16 protein-coding genes are annotated in these 17878 nt (G+C 64.0%); 14 read left to right on the top strand and 2 right to left on the bottom strand.

All coding sequences use genetic code 11. The features are described 5' to 3' along the window. Nucleotides 1-28 precede the first annotated feature (28 nt). Nucleotides 29-1111 (top strand): phospho-N-acetylmuramoyl-pentapeptide-transferase, encoded by a 1083-nt coding sequence (mraY, locus tag CLV89_RS08930; RefSeq protein WP_106163309.1) that lies wholly within the window; start codon nt 29-31, stop codon nt 1109-1111. 521 nt (nt 1112-1632) lie between these two features. Continuing rightward, nucleotides 1633-3036, top strand: coding sequence for a UDP-N-acetylmuramoyl-L-alanine--D-glutamate ligase (gene murD, locus CLV89_RS08940; protein WP_106163311.1), 1404 nt, complete (start codon nt 1633-1635; stop codon nt 3034-3036). Nucleotides 3037-3073: 37 nt separating this feature from the next. On the opposite strand, the gene CLV89_RS08945 is transcribed toward murD, so the two are convergent. Then, nucleotides 3074-3235, bottom strand: coding sequence for a DUF1127 domain-containing protein (locus CLV89_RS08945; protein WP_165798111.1), 162 nt, complete (start codon nt 3233-3235; stop codon nt 3074-3076). A 92-nt stretch (nt 3236-3327) separates the two neighbouring features. On the opposite strand from CLV89_RS08945, the gene CLV89_RS08950 reads away from it, so the two are divergent. Further along, the gene (locus CLV89_RS08950) at nt 3328-4227 is read left to right on the top strand and encodes a LysR substrate-binding domain-containing protein (RefSeq protein ID WP_106163313.1); all 900 of its coding nucleotides are present in this window, start codon (nt 3328-3330) and stop codon (nt 4225-4227) included. 37 nt (nt 4228-4264) lie between these two features. Here the strand turns inward: CLV89_RS08950 and CLV89_RS08955 are convergent, their stop codons facing one another. Continuing rightward, nucleotides 4265-5446 carry a BaiN/RdsA family NAD(P)/FAD-dependent oxidoreductase gene (locus CLV89_RS08955; RefSeq protein WP_106163475.1) on the bottom strand — a complete coding sequence of 394 codons (1182 nt, stop codon included), beginning with the start codon at nt 5444-5446 and terminating at the stop codon, nt 4265-4267. Nucleotides 5447-5669: 223 nt separating this feature from the next. Here CLV89_RS08955 and ftsW point away from each other — a divergent pair, with 223 nt between their 5' ends. From ftsW to lpxC, 11 genes are all read left to right on the top strand, one after another. Beyond that, nucleotides 5670-6839, top strand: coding sequence for a putative lipid II flippase FtsW (gene ftsW / locus CLV89_RS08960; RefSeq protein ID WP_106163314.1), 1170 nt, complete (start codon nt 5670-5672; stop codon nt 6837-6839). A gap of 46 nt (nt 6840-6885) precedes the next feature. Continuing rightward, nucleotides 6886-7983: a UDP-N-acetylglucosamine--N-acetylmuramyl-(pentapeptide) pyrophosphoryl-undecaprenol N-acetylglucosamine transferase gene (locus CLV89_RS08965; protein ID WP_106163315.1), complete on the top strand. Its 1098-nt coding sequence runs from the start codon at nt 6886-6888 to the stop codon at nt 7981-7983. Beyond that, a complete protein-coding gene (gene murC / locus CLV89_RS08970) occupies nt 7980-9389 on the top strand; it encodes a UDP-N-acetylmuramate--L-alanine ligase (RefSeq protein WP_106163316.1) in 1410 nt (469 codons plus the stop codon). Before CLV89_RS08965 ends, murC begins: the two co-directional genes overlap by 4 nt. Nucleotides 9390-9432: 43 nt before the next feature. Next, nucleotides 9433-9696, top strand: coding sequence for a DUF2484 family protein (locus CLV89_RS08975; protein WP_106163317.1), 264 nt, complete (start codon nt 9433-9435; stop codon nt 9694-9696). After that, nucleotides 9693-9941: a DUF2484 family protein gene (locus CLV89_RS08980; RefSeq protein ID WP_106163318.1), complete on the top strand. Its 249-nt coding sequence runs from the start codon at nt 9693-9695 to the stop codon at nt 9939-9941. Before CLV89_RS08975 ends, CLV89_RS08980 begins: the two co-directional genes overlap by 4 nt. Nucleotides 9942-10095: 154 nt before the next feature. Then, nucleotides 10096-11022, top strand: a complete 927-nt coding sequence (gene murB / locus CLV89_RS08985) for a UDP-N-acetylmuramate dehydrogenase (RefSeq protein ID WP_106163319.1) — start codon at nt 10096-10098, stop codon at nt 11020-11022. A 313-nt stretch (nt 11023-11335) separates the two neighbouring features. Further along, nucleotides 11336-12220, top strand: a complete 885-nt coding sequence (locus tag CLV89_RS08990) for a D-alanine--D-alanine ligase (RefSeq protein WP_243394978.1) — start codon at nt 11336-11338, stop codon at nt 12218-12220. Next, entirely contained in the window at nt 12208-13107 is a 900-nt protein-coding gene (locus CLV89_RS08995) for a cell division protein FtsQ/DivIB (protein WP_106163320.1), read from the top strand. The genes CLV89_RS08990 and CLV89_RS08995 overlap by 13 nt, the downstream gene beginning before the upstream one ends. Nucleotide 13108: 1 nt before the next feature. Continuing rightward, the gene (gene ftsA, locus CLV89_RS09000) at nt 13109-14443 is read left to right on the top strand and encodes a cell division protein FtsA (protein ID WP_106163321.1); all 1335 of its coding nucleotides are present in this window, start codon (nt 13109-13111) and stop codon (nt 14441-14443) included. A gap of 420 nt (nt 14444-14863) precedes the next feature. After that, nucleotides 14864-16603: a cell division protein FtsZ gene (ftsZ, locus tag CLV89_RS09005; protein WP_106163322.1), complete on the top strand. Its 1740-nt coding sequence runs from the start codon at nt 14864-14866 to the stop codon at nt 16601-16603. Nucleotides 16604-16799: 196 nt separating this feature from the next. Next, the gene (gene lpxC / locus CLV89_RS09010) at nt 16800-17747 is read left to right on the top strand and encodes a UDP-3-O-acyl-N-acetylglucosamine deacetylase (RefSeq protein WP_106163323.1); all 948 of its coding nucleotides are present in this window, start codon (nt 16800-16802) and stop codon (nt 17745-17747) included. Nucleotides 17748-17878 lie beyond the last annotated feature (131 nt).

The raw sequence follows: 17878 nt of genomic DNA on the forward strand, positions 1-17878 counted from the left end.
CACCACTCAGAACAGGAACCGCTCTGGTATGCTTTACTGGCTGACCGCCCTGTCGGACGGGGGGGACTTTTTCAACCTCTTCCGCTACATCACCTTCCGCGCTGGCGGAGCTTTCCTGACCGCGCTGATCTTTGGCTTCGTGTTTGGCAAACCGCTGATCAACGTGCTGCGCCGCCGGCAAGGCAAGGGGCAGCCGATCCGCGACGACGGGCCGGAGGGGCATCTGGCCAAGGCCGGCACCCCCACCATGGGCGGCTTGCTGATCGTGGGGGCGCTGTTGTTCTCGACCCTCGTCTGGGCGCGCTGGGACAACCCGTTTGTCTGGCTGGTGCTGTTTGTGACCATGTCGTTCGGCCTGATCGGGTTTGCGGATGACTATGCCAAGGTCTCCAAGCAGAACACCAAGGGCGTGCCGGGCAAGGTGCGGTTGGCGTTGGGGTTTGCGATCGCGATCATCGCGGCGCTTTGGGCCAGCTGGAGCCATCCGGTCGAGCTGCAGAACCAGCTTGCTCTGCCGGTGTTCAAGGACACGCTGGTAAACCTCGGGCTGCTCTATGTGCCGTTCTGCATCTGCGTCATCGTCGGCGCGGCCAACGCGGTGAACCTGACGGATGGCTTGGATGGTCTGGCGATCATGCCGGTGATGGTCGCGGCGGGCACGCTGGGCATCATCGCCTACGCGGTGGGGCGTGTCGATTTTACCGAATACCTGGATGTGCACTATGTGCCGGGCACCGGTGAAATTCTGATCTTTACCGCGGCGCTGTTTGGCGGCGGGCTGGGGTTCTTGTGGTACAACGCGCCACCGGCTGCTGTGTTCATGGGCGACACCGGCTCTCTCGCGCTGGGTGGGGCCCTTGGTGCGATCGCCGTGGCGACCAAACACGAACTGGTGCTGGCCATCGTGGGTGGGCTGTTTGTGGTCGAGGCGCTGTCGGTGATCGTGCAGGTGCTCTACTTCAAGCGCACCGGCAAGCGGGTGTTCCTGATGGCGCCGATCCATCACCACTACGAGAAAAAGGGCTGGGCAGAGCCGACCATCGTGATCCGCTTCTGGATCATCTCGCTGATCCTGGCGTTGATCGGACTGGCAACACTGAAGGTCCGCTGAGGCCCAAGCGAAAGGGCAGCGCCCGACCCTGGGTGGGTGCAAAGCGCCCTCCCAGGGTCGGGCGCTGTCCGACCTCTCGGTCGAACGGGGGGGAGGCATCCAATCCACCTTGGGCACCCGACCTGCTGGCGGGGCGCTCAAGCGTTACTCTGAGATATGTGACACCGCGTTGGGGAAGCCTTGCGCGGTTTCGTCGTTAAGAAAGGCGGCGCCGCCGGAGGGGCGGAGCATGGGCTGGCCTGTTTTAAGGGCCAAATCCAGTGAGGCCTCGGGTGGATCCGCCCTGCACCCAATGAGGGGGTGGTCTCGGGACGGGCCGAACTCCTGTGGGTCTTTGATGTCGCGACGCATCAAGACTAGCACGCTGGCATGAAGGTGGTGTCAGCAGGGAGCGCGCGAGGATGGCAACGGTTCGGTCCGACCTCTCGGTCAGGCGCTTTCCGGGTGCTCAAGCCCGCTTGCATTCCCGCCGCGCTCCGGTGCAGTGTCGCGCCGAACAGAGATGTCAGAAGAGGTGCGGCATGATCCCGGTTAAAGGTGTCACAGGGCAGAAGATTGCGGTCTTGGGGCTGGGCCGGTCCGGCCTCGCCACGGCGCGGGCGCTGCGCGAGGGCGGCGCGGAGGCGATCTGCTGGGACGACAACCCCGCCGCGCGGGAGGCCGCCGAAGGTGAGGGCTTTGCCTGCCGCGAGCTGACCAGACAGGACGCGTTCGACGATATCGCGGCGCTGATCGTGTCGCCGGGTATTCCGCATCTCTACCCCAAGCCAAACCCGGTGGTGCGCGCCGCCCTGATTGCGGGCGTGCCGGTGGACAATGACATCGGGCTGTTTTTCCGCTCTGTCGCCTCGGGCGAATGGGACGAGTTTGTCACCATGCCCAAGGTGATCGCGATCACCGGATCCAACGGCAAATCCACCACGGTGGCGCTCTTGAATCATATCCTTGAGCACGTGGGCCGCGACAGCCAGATGGCGGGCAACATCGGCCGCGGGGTGCTGGACATCGACCCGCCTGGCGATGGCGGCGTGGTGGTGCTGGAGCTCTCGTCCTACCAGACGGATCTGGCCCGGGCGCTGACGCCGGATGTGGCGGTCTTTACCAATCTGACGCCGGATCACCTGGACCGTCACGCCGGTATGGGCGGCTATTTTGCGGCCAAGCGACGGCTGTTCGCCGAAGGTGGTCCCGACCGCGCGGTCATCGGCGTTGACGAGGACGAGGGGCTGTTCCTGGCCGGGCAGCTGAGCGAGGGCAATGGCGATGACCGGGTGATCCGGGTGTCGTCAGGGCAGAAGCTGTCGGGCGGCGCGGGCTGGACGGTTTTTGCCCGCAAAGGGTTCCTGTCGGAATATCGCAAGGGGCGGCAGGCAGGATCGATCGACCTGCGCGACATTCCCGGTCTGCCCGGAGCGCACAACCATCAGAACGCCTGTGCGGCCTATGCGGCGGCGCGCACCCTGGGCCTGGCGCCCCGGGTGATCGAGGCGGCGATGCGCACATATCCCGGTCTGCCACACCGCAGTCAGCGCGTGGCCGAGGTGGATGGGGTGTCTTATGTGAATGACAGCAAGGCCACCAATGTCGACAGCGCGGCCAAGGCGCTAAGTGCCTTCAAGAAGATCCGCTGGATCTGCGGCGGGCTGGAGAAGGAAGGCGGGCTTGAGGGCCTCAAAGGCGCGACCGACGAGGTGGTCAAAGCCTATGTGATCGGCCGCGAGGCGGCGCAGTTCGCCATGCAGCTGGACGTGGAAGCCGAGGTCTGCACCTCCATGGCGCAGGCGGTCGCGCGCGCGGTGGCGGATGCAGAGCCGGGCGAAACCGTGCTGCTGGCTCCGGCGGCGGCAAGTTTCGACCAATACGACAGCTTTGAGAAGCGCGGCGAGGATTTCATCGCCGAAGTCACGGCCCGATTGCAACTCTGAGGTCTGAGGCTGCCCGGACCTGCTGGCGCGGCCTTGGTCACAGGCCGAGGTCGCGCAGCATGTGGTCGGACATATGCGACAGCTCACGGCGGGCGTGGCGGTGCAGCGCGTGCTGACTCGGGCCGCGTTTGTGCGTGGGGCGGGTAAAAAACCTGCTGATGGCGGCCCAAAGGCTCAGCTGTGCGATCATGGTGGTCATGGCAGTCTTCCTTGCGTGATGTCCCATAGATGTGTGCGTTGCAGCGGCAAATGACCAATTGAAACTCAAGGGGCTTGGTATAAGCTGCCCTAATGGATAAAGCGAAATCCCCCCTACCACCCCTGCCTGCGGTGCGCGCCTTTGAGGCGGCGGCCCGGTTGGGCAGTTTCAGCCGCGCCGCGGAAGAGCTTGCGATGACGCAGGCGGCGGTCAGCTATCAGATCAAGCTGCTTGAGGATCGCGCCGGTCAGCCCCTGTTTCGGCGCCTGCCGCGTGGCGTGGTGCCAACAGCGGCGGGCAAGGCGCTGCAGCTGCAGGTTGGTGAGGCGCTGGACATGGTGCGTCGCGGCTGGGCAGAGGTGCGCGGTGGCGGTGGGCAGGAGCTGGTGATCAGCGCCATTGCCAGTTTCGCGGCCTTCATTCTGGGCCCGCGACTGGGTCTGTTTCAGGTCGCCCATCCCGGCATCACCACGCGGGTCGAGGTCAATCACCGTTACGTCGATCTGGAGGCAGGCGAGGCCAGCGTGGCCATTCGTGTCGGACATGGCAGCTGGCCCGGGTTGGCTGCGGACCTGTTGTTTCGCTCCAGCTATACGCCGTTACTGACCCCGGCCCTGATGGAGACCTATGGCCCGATCACGCAGCCAGAAGATCTGCTGCGGGTGCCCTTGGTGGATGCGGCTGATCCGGCCTGGGAGATGTGGTTCCGGGCGGCCGGTGTCGATTATGTTCCGCAGGCAGAACGGCACAGTCTGGGCACTCAGGTGCTGGAGGTGCAGGCGGCCTTGGCGGGGCATGGGGCTTGTCTGCTGACCCCGGCCTATGCCAGCGGCATGATCGCCAGCGGCGCGTTGGTGCAGCCGTTTGATCAGGTGACGGAGGATGATATCTCGGTGTGGCTGGCCTATCCGGAAGCGCGTCGCGCGGACCCTGCGGTTGCCGCCTTTCGCAACTGGCTGCTGGCAGAGGTTGCGGATTTCGACAGCAACTGAGGCGGGTTGGATCGCAGTGCCTGTGTCAGGGCGCGTATCAGGCGCTGGTGGCGATGGCCTGTCCAGCGGCAAAACCGGAGGCCCAGGCCCATTGGAAGTTGTAGCCGCCGAGCCAGCCTGTGACATCCACCGCCTCGCCGATCGCATAGAGGCCGGGCTGGGCCTTGGCCTCCATCGTGCGCGAGGAGAGCGCGTCGGTGTCGATCCCGCCAAGGGTCACTTCGGCGGTGCGGTAGCCTTCGGTTCCTGTCGGTTTCAGGCGCCAGTTGTGCAGCCGGTCGCACAGCGCCTGCAAGGCGGCGTCGGACTGATCTGCAAGGCGTCCCTTTAGGCTGCCATCGGCGGCGAGGTCTTCGACCAGCCGGGCGGGCAGGTGGCGCGCAAGCTCGGTGGTCAGATCCTTGCGCCCGCTTTGCTGACGCTGGTCGCGCAGGGCGCTGAACAGGTCGAAGTCGGGCAACAGATGCGCGGTGATTTCCTCGCCTTCATGCCAGTAGCTGGAGATCTGCAGCACCGCCGGGCCCGACAGGCCACGATGGGTGAACAGCAGCGCCTCGTCAAAGCTGGTGCGCGCGTTCGACAGGCGCGCGGGCAGCGCGACGCCGGCCAGCGGCTTGAACCGGTCCGCGCCAAACGTGAAGGGCACGAGGCCGGGGCGGGTGTCCAGCACCGAGAGGTCGAATTGCTGTGCGATGTCATAGGCCAGCCCGGTGGCGCCCATCTTGGGGATTGATTTGCCGCCGGTGGCCAGCACCAGGTTCTGCGCGGTGACGGTGATCGGTTTGCCTTCGCGCTCCAGCCGGACTGTGTATCCACCGGCGCCGTGGCGCACATCCACCACCGAGGTTTGCAGCCACAGATCCGCGCCCGCATCGCGCAGTTCTTTCACCAGCATGGCAACGATTTGGCGGGCCGAGTCATCGCAAAACAGCTGCCCGAGGGTTTTTTCGTGCCAGGCGATGCCGTAGCGGGTGACCAGGTCGATGAAATCCCACTGGGTGTAGCGGGCCATGGCCGATTTGCAGAAATGCGGGTTCTGCGAGATGTAGTTCTCGGGCGTGGCATACATATTGGTGAAGTTGCAGCGCCCGCCGCCGGAGATGCGGATTTTCTCGCCCGGGTTCTTGGCGTGATCCACCACCAGACAATCGCCGCCCGCATGAGCCGCACACATCATGCCAGCTGCGCCGGCGCCGAGAATCAGGGTCTTGATCTGCATGAGCCGCATCGACCACGAAAGCTGTGTCCGCGCAAGCATCGCCGCTGCGGGCAATTGTGGTCGCTACGGGGCCGAACTGCGGTAATTTCCCGTGTGATCGGGGAGGAAGTGACTGGCCTGCGCAGCGTTATCAGGTTACACTTTATGTAATAAGTCCCGCAAATGGGACATTTTCGAGGCAAAACCGGCGCTGATTTCAGCGCCCAATCAAGGCAGTGAACCCATGACTGAGATGGTCTATGGCGCGCTCCCCGCGCAAGAAGGGGAGCCGATTCTTCCCAAATGGTGGCGAACACTGGACAAGTGGACGATGACCTTTGTGGTCACATTGTTCATTGTCGGGCTTCTGCTGGGCCTGGCGGCCTCGGTGCCGCTGGCGGCCCGCAACGGGTTTGACAATTTCCACTATGTGCAACGTCAGGCCTTCTTTGGCTGTACCGCGCTGGTGGCGATGGTGCTGACCTCGATGATGTCCCCGACACTGGTGCGACGGCTGGCTGTGATCGGATTTGTCTGTGCCTTTGTCGCGATGGCCTTGCTGCCGATCTTCGGCACCGATTTCGGCAAGGGGGCTGTGCGCTGGTACAGCCTTGGGTTTGCCTCGCTGCAACCGTCGGAATTCCTGAAGCCGGGCTTCATCGTGCTGGCCGCCTGGATGATCGCGGCGAGCCATCAGATCTATGGCCCGCCGGGCACCTTGCTGTCCTTTGGCCTGTGTCTGTCGGTGGTGATGCTGCTGGTGATGCAGCCGGACTTTGGTCAGGCCTGTCTGATCCTCTTTGGCTGGGGCGTGATGTATTTCGTCGCCGGGGCGCCGATGCTGCTGCTGGTGGGCATGGCGGCTGTGGTGATTTTTGGCGGCGTTATCGCCTATTCCAACTCCGAACACTTTGCCCGTCGTATTGATGGCTTCCTGAGCCCGGATCTCGACCCGACCACGCAGCTGGGCTATGCCACCAACGCCATTCGCGAGGGCGGCCTGTTTGGTGTTGGCGTCGGTGAGGGGCAGGTGAAATGGTCCCTGCCGGATGCGCATACCGATTTCATTATCGCCGTGGCGGCCGAGGAATACGGGCTGGTGCTCGTGTCGATCATTATCTTCCTCTACGCCATGATCGTCGTGCGGTCGTTGTTCCGCCTGATGCGCGAGCGGGATACATTCATCCGTCTGGCGGGGGCCGGTCTGGCCTGCTCCTTTGGTGTTCAGGCGATGATCAACATGGGGGTTGCGGTGCGGCTTCTGCCCGCGAAAGGCATGACTTTGCCGTTCGTGAGCTATGGTGGCTCCTCCCTGATTGCAGGCGGCATCGCAATGGGTATGCTCCTGGCCTTCACCCGGTCCCGACCTCAGGGCGAAATCGCGGACGCATTGCGCGGACGTGGGCGCGGATAAGAGAGGTGGGCCGGTCAACGGATAAGAACGCGAAGGCAGGCACGAAATGACACAGAAACTGCTCCTGATGGCGGCGGGCGGCACCGGGGGGCATATGTTCCCCGCGCAGGCGCTGGCAGAGGCGATGTTGCGCAAGGGCTGGCGGGTGAAGCTCTCCACCGATGCGCGCGGCGCGCGCTACACTGGCGGCTTTCCCCATTCGACCGAAATCTCCGAGGTGCCTTCGGCCACATTTGCCCGTGGCGGGCTGCTGGCCAAGGCGCTGGTGGGGCCGAAGATCCTGTCGGGCGTGGCGCAGATGGCACTGGACATGAGGCGCGACCGTCCCGATGCGGTGGTGGGCTTTGGCGGCTACCCGTCGATCCCGGCGCTGGGTGCGGCGACGCTGTTGGGCCTGCCACGGATGATCCACGAACAGAACGGCGTGCTGGGCAAGGTGAACCGCAAGTTCGCCACGCGCGTGGCGCAGGTGGCCTGCGGTGTCTGGCCCACGGACCTGCCGGAGGGCGCGCAGGGCGTGCATGTGGGCAATCCGGTGCGCGGCGCGGTGCTGGAACGTCAGGGCGCGCCCTATATTCCGCCCGGGGATTACCCGATGTCGATCCTGGTGATCGGCGGCAGCCAGGGCGCACGCATCCTGTCCGACGTGGTGCCAGAAGCAATTCTGGCCCTGCCACCCGAGCTGCGCCAGCATATGCGGATCAGCCACCAGGCGCGCGGCGAGGATGAGGCGCGGGTGGCCAAGGTCTATGCCGACAATGGTATTGATGCCGACGTGCAGCCGTTCTTTACCGATGTGCCGTCGCGCATTTCCGAGGCGCAGCTGGTGATATCGCGCTCGGGTGCGTCGTCGATTGCCGATATTTCCGTCATCGGGCGGCCCTCGATCCTGATCCCGCTGGCCTCGGCCGCTGGCGATCACCAGACCGCCAATGCGCGCGGGCTGGTTGAGGCCGGAGGTGCCATCCGCATCCCCGAAAGCGCCCTTGACAGCAACAGCCTTGCAGAGCAGATCGCCGCTGTTCTGACCCATCCGCAAGGGGCCACCCAGATGGCCAATGCGGCGATGAACGCCGGAATACCCGATGCCACGGACCGTCTCGTGGCGCTTGTTGAACACTTGTCCGAGGAAGCTGCCCCATGACACCTGCCACCAAACTGCCCGGCGACGTCGGCCCGATCCATTTTGTCGGTATCGGTGGCATCGGCATGTCCGGCATCGCCGAAGTGCTGTTGAACCTTGGCTATGTGGTGCAGGGGTCCGACCTGAAGTCCTCCAAGATCACCCAGCGGCTGGAAACCCTCGGGGCCACCGTGTTCGAGGGCCAGCGGGCCGAGAACCTGGAAAACGCCGAGGTGGTTGTGATTTCCTCCGCCATCAAACCCGGCAATGCCGAGCTGGACGAGGCGCGCGCGCGAGGCCTGCCGGTGGTGCGCCGGGCCGAGATGCTGGCGGAGCTGATGCGGCTCAAGTCCAACATCGCCATCGGCGGCACCCACGGCAAGACCACCACCACCACCATGATGGCCGAGCTGATGGTCGCGGGCGGCTTTGATCCCACCGTGGTCAACGGCGGCATTATTCATGCCTATGGCTCCAACGCGCGGATGGGGCAGGGCGAGTGGATGGTGGTCGAGGCCGACGAGAGTGACGGCACCTTCAACCGGCTGCCCGCCACCATCGCCGTGGTGACCAATATCGACCCCGAGCATATGGAGCATTGGGGCGACTTTGATCGCCTGCGCGACGGGTTTTATGAGTTTGTCTCCAATATTCCCTTTTACGGTCTTGCGGTTTGCTGCACCGACCACGCCGAGGTGCAGGCGCTGGTGGGGCGGATTTCGGATCGCCGCGTGGTGACCTATGGCTTTAACGCGCAGGCGGACGTACGTGCGGTGAACCTGACCTACAAAGGCGGGGTGGCGCATTTCGACGTGCTGCTGCAGGCCGAAGGGCAGAAGATCGAAGGCTGCACCCTGCCGATGCCGGGCGATCACAACGTCTCCAACGCGCTGTCGGCGGTGGCGGTGTGCCGTCATCTGGGCATGAAGCTCGATGAGATCCGCACCGCGCTGGCGGCCTTTGGCGGCGTGAACCGGCGCTTCACCAAGGTGGGCGAAGTCGACGGCGTCACCATCATCGACGATTACGGCCACCACCCGGTGGAGATTGCCGCCGTGTTGAAGGCGGCGCGTCAGGCCATCGGCAGTGAGGGTGAGGGCCGTGTTATCGCGGTGCATCAGCCCCACCGGTATTCGCGCCTGTCGAGCCTGTTCGATGATTTCTGCGCCTGTTTCAATGACGCCGATGTGGTCGCCATCGCCGAGGTCTTTGCCGCCGGTGAAGACCCCATCGAAGGCGCGGGCCGCGACGATCTGGTGGCGGGGCTGATCCGCCATGGTCACCGCCATGCGCGCGCGATCCTCAACGAGGACGACCTGCTGCGGCTGGTGCGCGAACAAGCCCGCCCCGGCGACATGGTTGTCTGCCTCGGCGCTGGTACGATTTCCGCCTGGGCGAACGGGCTGCCCGAAAGGCTGCAGGGATGAGGCGGCGCGCACTCCGGCCCGTGGTGGCAGAGGGGAGGGACGCATGATGTCGTTCTCGCTCCTTGCCGCCGTGGTCTGGGTGCTCTGCGCCAGCGTGGTGGCGTTCCTGCCACTGCGCTATCAGCGTCCGCCGGGACTGCTGTTGCTCTTGGTGGCGCCGCTGTTGATCTGGCTGCTGTATCGTGATTTCGGCCTGCTGGCGGCGGGCTTTGGCCTGTTTGCGCTGCTGTCGATGTTTCGCAAGCCGCTCTCCGCCTTGCTGCGTCGCGCTGCTGTTGGGTGCGAGACCGGAGGGCCACGCCCATGAATACCTCCCTGATCCTGGCCTGTCTCTGGGTGGTGCTGGCCAACCTGCTGGCGATGATCCCGTCAAAGGACAACCACTGGTCCCGCGCGTATGTGCTGATTGCCATTGGCATTCCGCTCCTTGGCTATGTGACCTATGAGAACGGCCCCTGGTGGGGGCTGGCGATGCTGGTCGCAGGCATGTCGATCCTGCGCTGGCCGGTGATCTATCTGGTACGCTGGCTGCGCGGTGTGCGGCGCGGGTAGGCGGAGGCCGTCTGGTCTACGGTCCTCGACACGCGCTATGCGGCGCAGATCCAAAGGCGGCGAAACACGCGCAAACGGCAGGCGGAGTGGGCTCTGGGGTTTTCCTTCGCGCGGGCATGGCCTAAACCCACGTCGAAACCAGAAGTGAGCCGTGATGACCGATCTTCCAGCCGTGCGCGGGCGCCTGACGCCGAACCGAGACCTCTGTGACCTCACATGGCTGCGTGTGGGCGGGCCTGCGGATTATCTGTTCCAGCCCGCCGATCTACAGGACTTGCAGGATTTCCTGCGGGATCTGCCAGCGGATGTGGAGGTTTTCCCCATGGGGGTGGGGTCGAACCTGATCGTGCGGGATGGTGGCTTGCGGGCCGTGGTGATCCGGCTGGGGCGCGGTTTCAACGCGATCGAGGTCGAAGGCGACACCGTGACCGCAGGCGCGGCGGCGCTGGACGGCCATGTGGCGCGCAAGGCCGCAGAGGCGGGTGTCGATCTGACCTTTCTGCGCACCATTCCCGGCAGTATCGGCGGGGCGGTGCGGATGAACGCGGGCTGCTATGGCGCTTATGTAGCGGATGTCTTTGTCTCGGCTCAGGTGGTGCTGCGGGATGGCAGCGTAAAGACCCTGACGGCGGAAGATCTGCAGTTCGAGTATCGCCAGACCGACCTGCCGGAGGGCGCCGTTCTGGTGTCGGCCACCCTGCGCGGACCTGCGGGCGCGCCCGAAGCGCTGGCGGCGCGCATGGAGGAGCAGCTGCGCAAGCGCGACGAAAGCCAGCCCACCAAGGAGCGTTCGGCAGGATCGACATTCCGCAATCCGGCGGGATTTTCCTCGACCGGCAAGGCCGATGACGTGATGGACCTCAAGGCCTGGAAGGTGATCGACAACGCCGGCCTGCGTGGCGCGACCCTTGGCGGGGCGCAGATGAGTGAGAAGCATTCCAACTTCATGATTAACACCGGTGGCGCAACCGCCGCAGATTTGGAACAGTTGGGCGAAAATGTGCGAAAAAAGGTTTACGCGGACTCCGGCATTTGGCTAAAGTGGGAAATCATGCGTATAGGCGATCCCAAGCGAGTGTGATCCAGGAAAATTCAGCGATTTCAATAACCTGACCCGGTGCGGCCAATTTGCGTCCCGTCAGGTTTGCGCAAGCGCAGATGCTGAAGTCCCGAACATGCGGGAAACTTGGTGAACAGCCTTTGTGTTTTGGCCCTGTCACGGGGCGCGCAGGTGTGATGTTGCCATCGGGATGCAGGTCCCATGGTGTTGAAGGCCGAGGTCTTTGCGGGAGCCGGAAAACCGGCACCGGAATAATTATAAAGGGCAACAATGCCCGGTAGAAATTGAGGCAGTGATCGTGGGTGGAGCGAGCAGAACACTCCCGAAGGTTGCGATGTTGATGGGTGGCCCCTCCGCCGAGCGGGAGGTGTCTCTGTCCACGGGGCGTGAATGCGCCGGCGCACTGAGGGGAGAAGGCTACGAGGTGGTCGAGGTCGATGCAGGCCCGGACCTTGTGGCGCAACTGCAGGACATCAAGCCGGATGTGGTTTTCAACGCGCTGCACGGCCGTTGGGGCGAGGACGGCTGTGTGCAGGGCATTCTGGAATGGATGCGCATTCCCTATACGCATTCCGGTGTGCTGGCCTCGGCGCTGGCGATGGACAAGGAACGCTCCAAGGCGACCTATCGCACCGCCGGTCTGCCGGTGGTGGACAGCGTGATCGCCGCCAAGGACGAGGTGATGGCGCGCCATGTGATCGCGCCGCCCTATGTGGTGAAGCCCAACAACGAAGGCTCCTCTGTCGGGATCTATATCGTGCATGAGGCGGCCAACAGCCCGCCGCAGCTGTCCCAGGAAATGCCCGCGCAGGTAATGGTGGAGACCTATGCGCCGGGGCGCGAGTTGACGGTCACGGTGATGGGAGAGCGGGCGCTTTGCGTGACGGATATCATCACCGATGGCTGGTATGACTACGAGGCGAAATATGCCGACGGTGGTTCGCGCCACGTGTTGCCCGCCGAGGTCCCCGAAGAGATCACCCAGCTGTGTCTCGACTATGCGATCCGCGCGCATGACGTGCTGGGCTGCCGGGGCCTGTCACGCACCGATTTCCGCTGGGATGAGGCGCGTGGCACCGACGGGCTGATCCTGCTTGAAACCAACACGCAGCCGGGCATGACGCCAACCTCGCTGACACCTGAGCAGGCGCAGCATTGCGGTCTGAGCTTTGGCCAGCTGTGTGCCTGGCTGGTGGAGGATGCCTCATGCGAGCGCTGACATCACGCAGGTCCAAAGCACATGCGGCCGAGAACAAGGCCGATCCGGCACCGTCGCGTCTGAAGTATCGTGTTCAGCGCTGGATGCTGACGCCGGGTATCCGCATGGGGCTGCGCGTGGGGCTTCCGGTCTGCGCGGTGCTGGCTGCTGCCGGGGGCTACCTGGCGAGCGAGGCGCGGCGCGACCATCTGGTCGGACTTTATACCGAGGCCCGTGCGGCCTTTGAGACGCGGCCTGAGTTCATGGTCAACGTGATGGCCATCGACGGCGCAGGGGAGAGCGTGGCGACGGACATCCGCGAGGTGACCTCGCTGGATCTGCCGCTCAGCTCGTTTGATCTGGACCTCGCGGCCATTCGCGATCTGATCGTCGGGCTGGACCCGGTGAAAACCGCAGCCGTGCGCATTCGTCCCGGCGGCATTCTGCAGGTGGATGTGGTGGAGCGTCAGCCCGCCATCGTCTGGCGCAGCCGAGACGGGCTGGCTCTGCTGGATGAAACGGGCGCTTTTGTCGCCGAGCTGGGCCAGCGCGGGTTGCATCCCAACCTGCCATTGATTGCGGGCAGGGGCGCGGACCGGGCTGCCGTGGAGGCGCTGAAGCTGTTTGCAGCCGCGCGTCCCCTGGGGGAACGCCTGCGCGGCATTGTTCGTGTGGGGGAGCGGCGCTGGGATGTGGTGCTGGACCGTGGCCAGCGCATTCAGTTGCCGGTTGAACGCCCGGTTGCGGCGTTGGAGCGTGTGATCGCTGTCAGCGAAGTGAAGGACCTATTGGAACGGGATGTGGCGATCGTGGACTTGCGCCTGCCGACCCGTCTGACCGTGCGGATGAACGCGCCAGCCGTTGAGGACTGGTGGCGCATTCGCCAATTGAACGAGAGCTCTTATTGATATGACAGACCTGTATCAATCCCAACGTGCGATGCGGCAGATGCGCCGCCAGGCCATGCAGCGCGGTGTGGTGGCCATTCTGGATGTGGGCAGTTCCAAGATCTCCTGTCTGGTGCTGCGGTTCGATGGTATCGGACGGCTGAGCGAGGACAATTCCATCGGCTCATTGGCCGGTCAGTCGGGATTTCGCGTCATCGGCGCGGCAACGACGCGGTCGCGCGGCGTGCAGTTTGGCGAGATTTCCGCCATGCAGGAAACCGAACGGGCCATCCGCACCGCTGTGCAGGCGGCGCAGAAGATGGCCGAGGTGCGGGTGGATCACGTGATTGCCTGTTTCGCCGGTGCGACGCCGCGCTCCTACGGGCTGGACGCCACGGTGGAGCTGGAAGGCCAGGAGGTCACGGAAAACGAGATCGCCCGCGTTCTGGCCGCCTGCGAAGTGCCGGAATATGGCGCCGGACGTGAGGTGCTGCATGCGCAGCCGGTGAATTTCGCGCTTGATAACCGTTCCGGTCTTGAGGACCCGCGCGGCCAGATGGGGCAGGCACTGTCGGTCGACATGCATATGCTGACGGTGGAGGCCGCCACGATCCAGAACCTGGTGCGCTGCGTGCAGCGCTGCGATCTGGAACTGGCGGGGATTGCCTCCTCGGCCTATGTCTCTGGCGTCTCGGCGCTGGTAGAGGACGAGCAGGAGCTGGGCGCGGCCTGCGTCGACATGGGCGGCGGAACCACCTCGATCTCTGTCTTCATGAAGAAGCACATGATCTATGCCGATGCGGTGCGCATGGGCGGCGACCATATCACCAGCGACATCTCGATGGGGCTGGGGGTGCCGGTGGCCACCGCTGAGCGGATCAAGACCATGTCCGGCGGCGTGCATGCCACGGGCGCGGATGATCGCGACATGATCGACATCGGTGGCGAGACCGGCGACTGGGAGCGCGACCGCCGCACCGTCAGCCGGGCGGAGTTGATCGGCATCATGCGCCCCCGGGTCGAGGAGATCCTGGAGGAGGTGCGGGTGCGGCTGGATGCAGCCGGGTTCGATCATCTGCCGAGCCAGCAGATCGTGCTGACCGGGGGCTCCAGTCAGATCCTCGGACTGGACGGTCTGGCGAGCCGCATTCTGGGCCAGCAGGTGCGTCTGGGTCGCCCGATGCGGGTGCATGGCCTGCCGCAGGCGGTGACTGGACCGGGATTCGCCTCTGCCGTCGGCATGTGCCTGTTCGCGGCTCATCCGCAGGACGAATGGTGGGATTTCGACGCGCCGGTGGACCGGATGGCGGGCGGATCGATGCGCCGCGTCGTGCGTTGGTTCAAAGACAACTGGTAATGCGCGCGGCGCTCGGCAAAGCTTTGCCGATCTGCGCCGTTTCGCGGGATCTTATCCACCGGTTACCCACAGTTTTTCCACATACCCCGTGACAGGGGTCTTCACTTGCGTTAAAAATCGTCCCAATACGCTGAAATCAGCGATGTGCGAGGCCGAGCAGGGGTTCGCAATCATATCAAGATCGGTCTGGCGTGCCTGTTCTGGCAGGCGCGGAGAGATTGTGTTTATGTATCGACCCTCTGCATACCACCATATTTCGCCTGAATGGCGATATTCGGCAAAGTCCCCCACCATTTGGCCCATATTTTGTGGGTGAATGCGCTTTTGGGGATGACGAGACTCCTGCATCGCGATAGGATTAAGGCAGAAGAGTGACAATCGACGCCCTTGCGGGAGGGCTAAAACACAGGCGGAAAAAGCATGACCCTGAACCTTTCGATGCCCGGACAAGAAGAGCTGAGCCCCAAGATCACCGTATTCGGTGTCGGCGGCGCGGGCGGCAATGCCGTCAACAATATGATCGCCAAAGAGCTCGAGGGTGTGGATTTTGTTGTGGCCAACACCGACGCGCAAGCGTTGCAGCAGAACGCGGCCAAGAGCCGGGTGCAGCTGGGTGTGAAAGTGACCGAAGGTCTGGGTGCCGGCGCGCGTGCCTCGGTCGGGTCCGCCGCTGCGGAAGAGAGCATCGAACAGATCGTGGATCACCTTGCGGGTGCGCACATGTGCTTTATCACCGCTGGCATGGGCGGCGGCACCGGCACCGGTGCGGCACCGATCATCGCGCAGGCCGCGCGTGAGCTTGGCGTGTTGACCGTTGGCGTTGTGACCAAACCCTTCCAGTTCGAAGGTGCCAAGCGGATGCGCCAGGCCGAGGAGGGTGTCGAAAACCTCCAGAAGGTCGTGGACACGCTGATCATCATTCCGAACCAGAACCTGTTCCGTCTGGCCAATGAAAAGACCACCTTCACCGAAGCGTTCTCGCTTGCGGATGACGTCCTGTATCAGGGTGTGAAGGGTGTGACCGATCTGATGGTCCGTCCGGGTCTTATCAACCTCGACTTTGCGGACGTGCGCGCCGTGATGGACGAGATGGGCAAGGCGATGATGGGCACCGGCGAGGCCGAAGGCGAAGATCGCGCCATCCAGGCCGCCGAGAAAGCCATAGCGAACCCGCTGCTGGACGAAATCTCCCTGCGCGGCGCCAAGGGTGTTCTGATCAACATCACCGGCGCGCATGACCTGACCCTGTTCGAACTGGACGAAGCAGCAAACCGCATCCGCGAAGAGGTCGATCCGGACGCCAACATCATCGTCGGCTCCACGCTGGACACGGCGATGGAAGGCAAGATGCGAGTCTCCGTGGTTGCAACCGGTATCGATGCCACCGAAGACGTCCACGACGTTCCGGTGCCGCGCCGTCCGATGTCCGCGCCGCTGACCAAGACCGTCAGCGTCGAGGACAACCGTCGCGCGCCGCTGGAACTGAAAGAGCCTATGGAAGCCGCTCCGGCTGTCGCAGCAGATGCGGTCACCGGGCAGGAGCCTTCGCTGTTTTCCGAGTTTGACAATGACCGGGCGGCAGCCCAGGCGCAGAACGACGAGCTGATCGAAGACGTGAACGAGAGCGCCGACGCCAATGACGGCCTGCCGCCCCCGGCATACCGCCCGCAGCCGCAAGTGCAGCCGCAACAGGTGCAGCAACAACGTGTCGCTCAGCAGCCTGCGCCGCAGCAACACCAGCAGATGGCTCAGCCGCAACCTGCACAGCAACAGCCTGCCACGACCCAGGCCGAGGGCTTTGTCGCGCCGCGCGCTCCGGCTCCGGGTGCTCCTTCGCAAGATGCCATTGTGCGTCTGCGCGAGGCGGCGCAGCGTCATCAGAGCGGCCAGCAGAAGGCTCCGCAGCATCAGCAGCAACCTGCCGCAGCGCAGCAGCAGCGCCCGGCTACGGATCCGCAGGAGCAGCGCCGGTTTGGCCTGAACTCCCTGATCAATCGGATGACCGGCCACCCGCAGGAAACCACGCAGAACCGTCCGCAGGCCGCACAACGGACGCAACCGAGCATGCAGTCCGCGCAGCCGCAACAGGCCGAACAGCCGCATGATGAAGATCAGGAACGCATCGAAATTCCCGCATTCCTGCGTCGTCAGGCCAACTAATTACTCACGGAAAACGATGAAAAGGCCGCCAGTTGGCGGCCTTTTTTATTTTGAATACAGTGGCTTAACATGGCCGTGGCGGTGTTCTGCCGAACTGTAATATTCATGTTTCATTTGGTTGCAAAGATTGAGTTGAGGCGCAGGCATGGAGCGCTTAGGTGTACCGGCGAGATGGTCAGTGCGACCCGAACAACCCATGAGGCACCCTGTGCAGAACACGCTCAAAGCAGCAGTTACGTTTGAAGGCATCGGCCTGCACTCCGGCAAGCCGGCCAAGATGGTCGTGCTTCCCGCCGCAGCGCAGCATGGTGTGACCTTCAAACGGACCGACATTGCCCTGGGCAACACCGTCATCCCGGCGCGCTGGGATATGGTGGAGCGCACGGCGCTTTGCACGCGTCTGGTGAATGCTGCCGGTGTTTCCGTCTCCACTGTCGAACACATCATGGCGGCGCTGGCCGGCTGTGGTGTGCACAACGCGCGGGTGGAGATCGACGGACCGGAAGTGCCGATCATGGACGGGTCGTCCGCTCAGTTCGTGCGTGAAATCATGGCCACCGGCATTCAGCGCCTGCACGCGCCAGTGCGCGCCTGGAAAGTGCTCAAGCCGGTGATGGTCGAAACGAAGGACGCACGGGCAACCCTGCTGCCGTGTGACCGCCTGAAGATTTCCTTTGATATCGAATTCGCCGAAGAGGGCATCGGCCATCAGAGCCGTGAACTGGACCTGCGCAACGGCACCTTCGCGCGCGAGCTGTGCGACAGCCGCACGTTCTGCCGCCGCGTCGATGTCGAGGAGATGCAGGCCAATGGTCTGGCTCTGGGCGGCGTGCCGGGTGAAAACGCGGTGGTGTTCGACGGTCCTGTCGTGCATGCGGGATCCGGTCTGCGCCATTCTGATGAACCTGTGCGCCACAAGATGCTCGATGCGCTTGGCGATCTGGCGCTGGCCGGTCTGCCGATCTTTGGCCACTACGTGGGCGAACGTGCGGGCCATTCGATGACCAACACCCTGTTGCGCGCCTTGTTCAACGAGCCCGGCGCGGTTGCCGAGGTCACCTGTGATCCGGTTATGACTGCACGTCTGCCGGGGCAGGGGCTGGTTTGGTCCGAAATCCCCGCTCAGGTGCGCCGCGTCGCCTAAGCCTGCGGGCATGTCTTTACAATCGCATTAATGGTCGGCCTGTCGCCGGCCGTTTTTCTATGTGCGGGGGCTTCTGTAGGGATCACCGGATTTCAGGCGGATTGCGGGGGTGCAGTGCGGCATGCAGACTT

Origin of the sequence: Tritonibacter scottomollicae (assembly GCF_003003215.1) — a bacterium.
Taxonomy (GTDB): Bacteria; Pseudomonadota; Alphaproteobacteria; order Rhodobacterales; family Rhodobacteraceae; genus Epibacterium; species Epibacterium scottomollicae.

Coding starts and splice junctions, on each gene's coding strand:
- mraY (WP_106163309.1), top strand. CDS start 29: ATGCTTTACTGGCTGACCGCCCTGTCGGACGGGGGGGACTTTTTCAAC.
- ftsW (WP_106163314.1), top strand. CDS start 5,670: ATGACTGAGATGGTCTATGGCGCGCTCCCCGCGCAAGAAGGGGAGCCG.
- CLV89_RS08965 (WP_106163315.1), top strand. CDS start 6,886: ATGACACAGAAACTGCTCCTGATGGCGGCGGGCGGCACCGGGGGGCAT.
- CLV89_RS08995 (WP_106163320.1), top strand. CDS start 12,208: ATGCGAGCGCTGACATCACGCAGGTCCAAAGCACATGCGGCCGAGAAC.
- murB (WP_106163319.1), top strand. CDS start 10,096: ATGACCGATCTTCCAGCCGTGCGCGGGCGCCTGACGCCGAACCGAGAC.
- murC (WP_106163316.1), top strand. CDS start 7,980: ATGACACCTGCCACCAAACTGCCCGGCGACGTCGGCCCGATCCATTTT.
- ftsZ (WP_106163322.1), top strand. CDS start 14,864: ATGACCCTGAACCTTTCGATGCCCGGACAAGAAGAGCTGAGCCCCAAG.
- ftsA (WP_106163321.1), top strand. CDS start 13,109: ATGACAGACCTGTATCAATCCCAACGTGCGATGCGGCAGATGCGCCGC.
- CLV89_RS08980 (WP_106163318.1), top strand. CDS start 9,693: ATGAATACCTCCCTGATCCTGGCCTGTCTCTGGGTGGTGCTGGCCAAC.
- CLV89_RS08975 (WP_106163317.1), top strand. CDS start 9,433: ATGATGTCGTTCTCGCTCCTTGCCGCCGTGGTCTGGGTGCTCTGCGCC.
- CLV89_RS08945 (WP_165798111.1), bottom strand. CDS start 3,235: ATGACCACCATGATCGCACAGCTGAGCCTTTGGGCCGCCATCAGCAGG.
- CLV89_RS08955 (WP_106163475.1), bottom strand. CDS start 5,446: ATGCAGATCAAGACCCTGATTCTCGGCGCCGGCGCAGCTGGCATGATG.
- murD (WP_106163311.1), top strand. CDS start 1,633: ATGATCCCGGTTAAAGGTGTCACAGGGCAGAAGATTGCGGTCTTGGGG.
- lpxC (WP_106163323.1), top strand. CDS start 16,800: ATGAGGCACCCTGTGCAGAACACGCTCAAAGCAGCAGTTACGTTTGAA.
- CLV89_RS08990 (WP_243394978.1), top strand. CDS start 11,336: ATGTTGATGGGTGGCCCCTCCGCCGAGCGGGAGGTGTCTCTGTCCACG.
- CLV89_RS08950 (WP_106163313.1), top strand. CDS start 3,328: ATGGATAAAGCGAAATCCCCCCTACCACCCCTGCCTGCGGTGCGCGCC.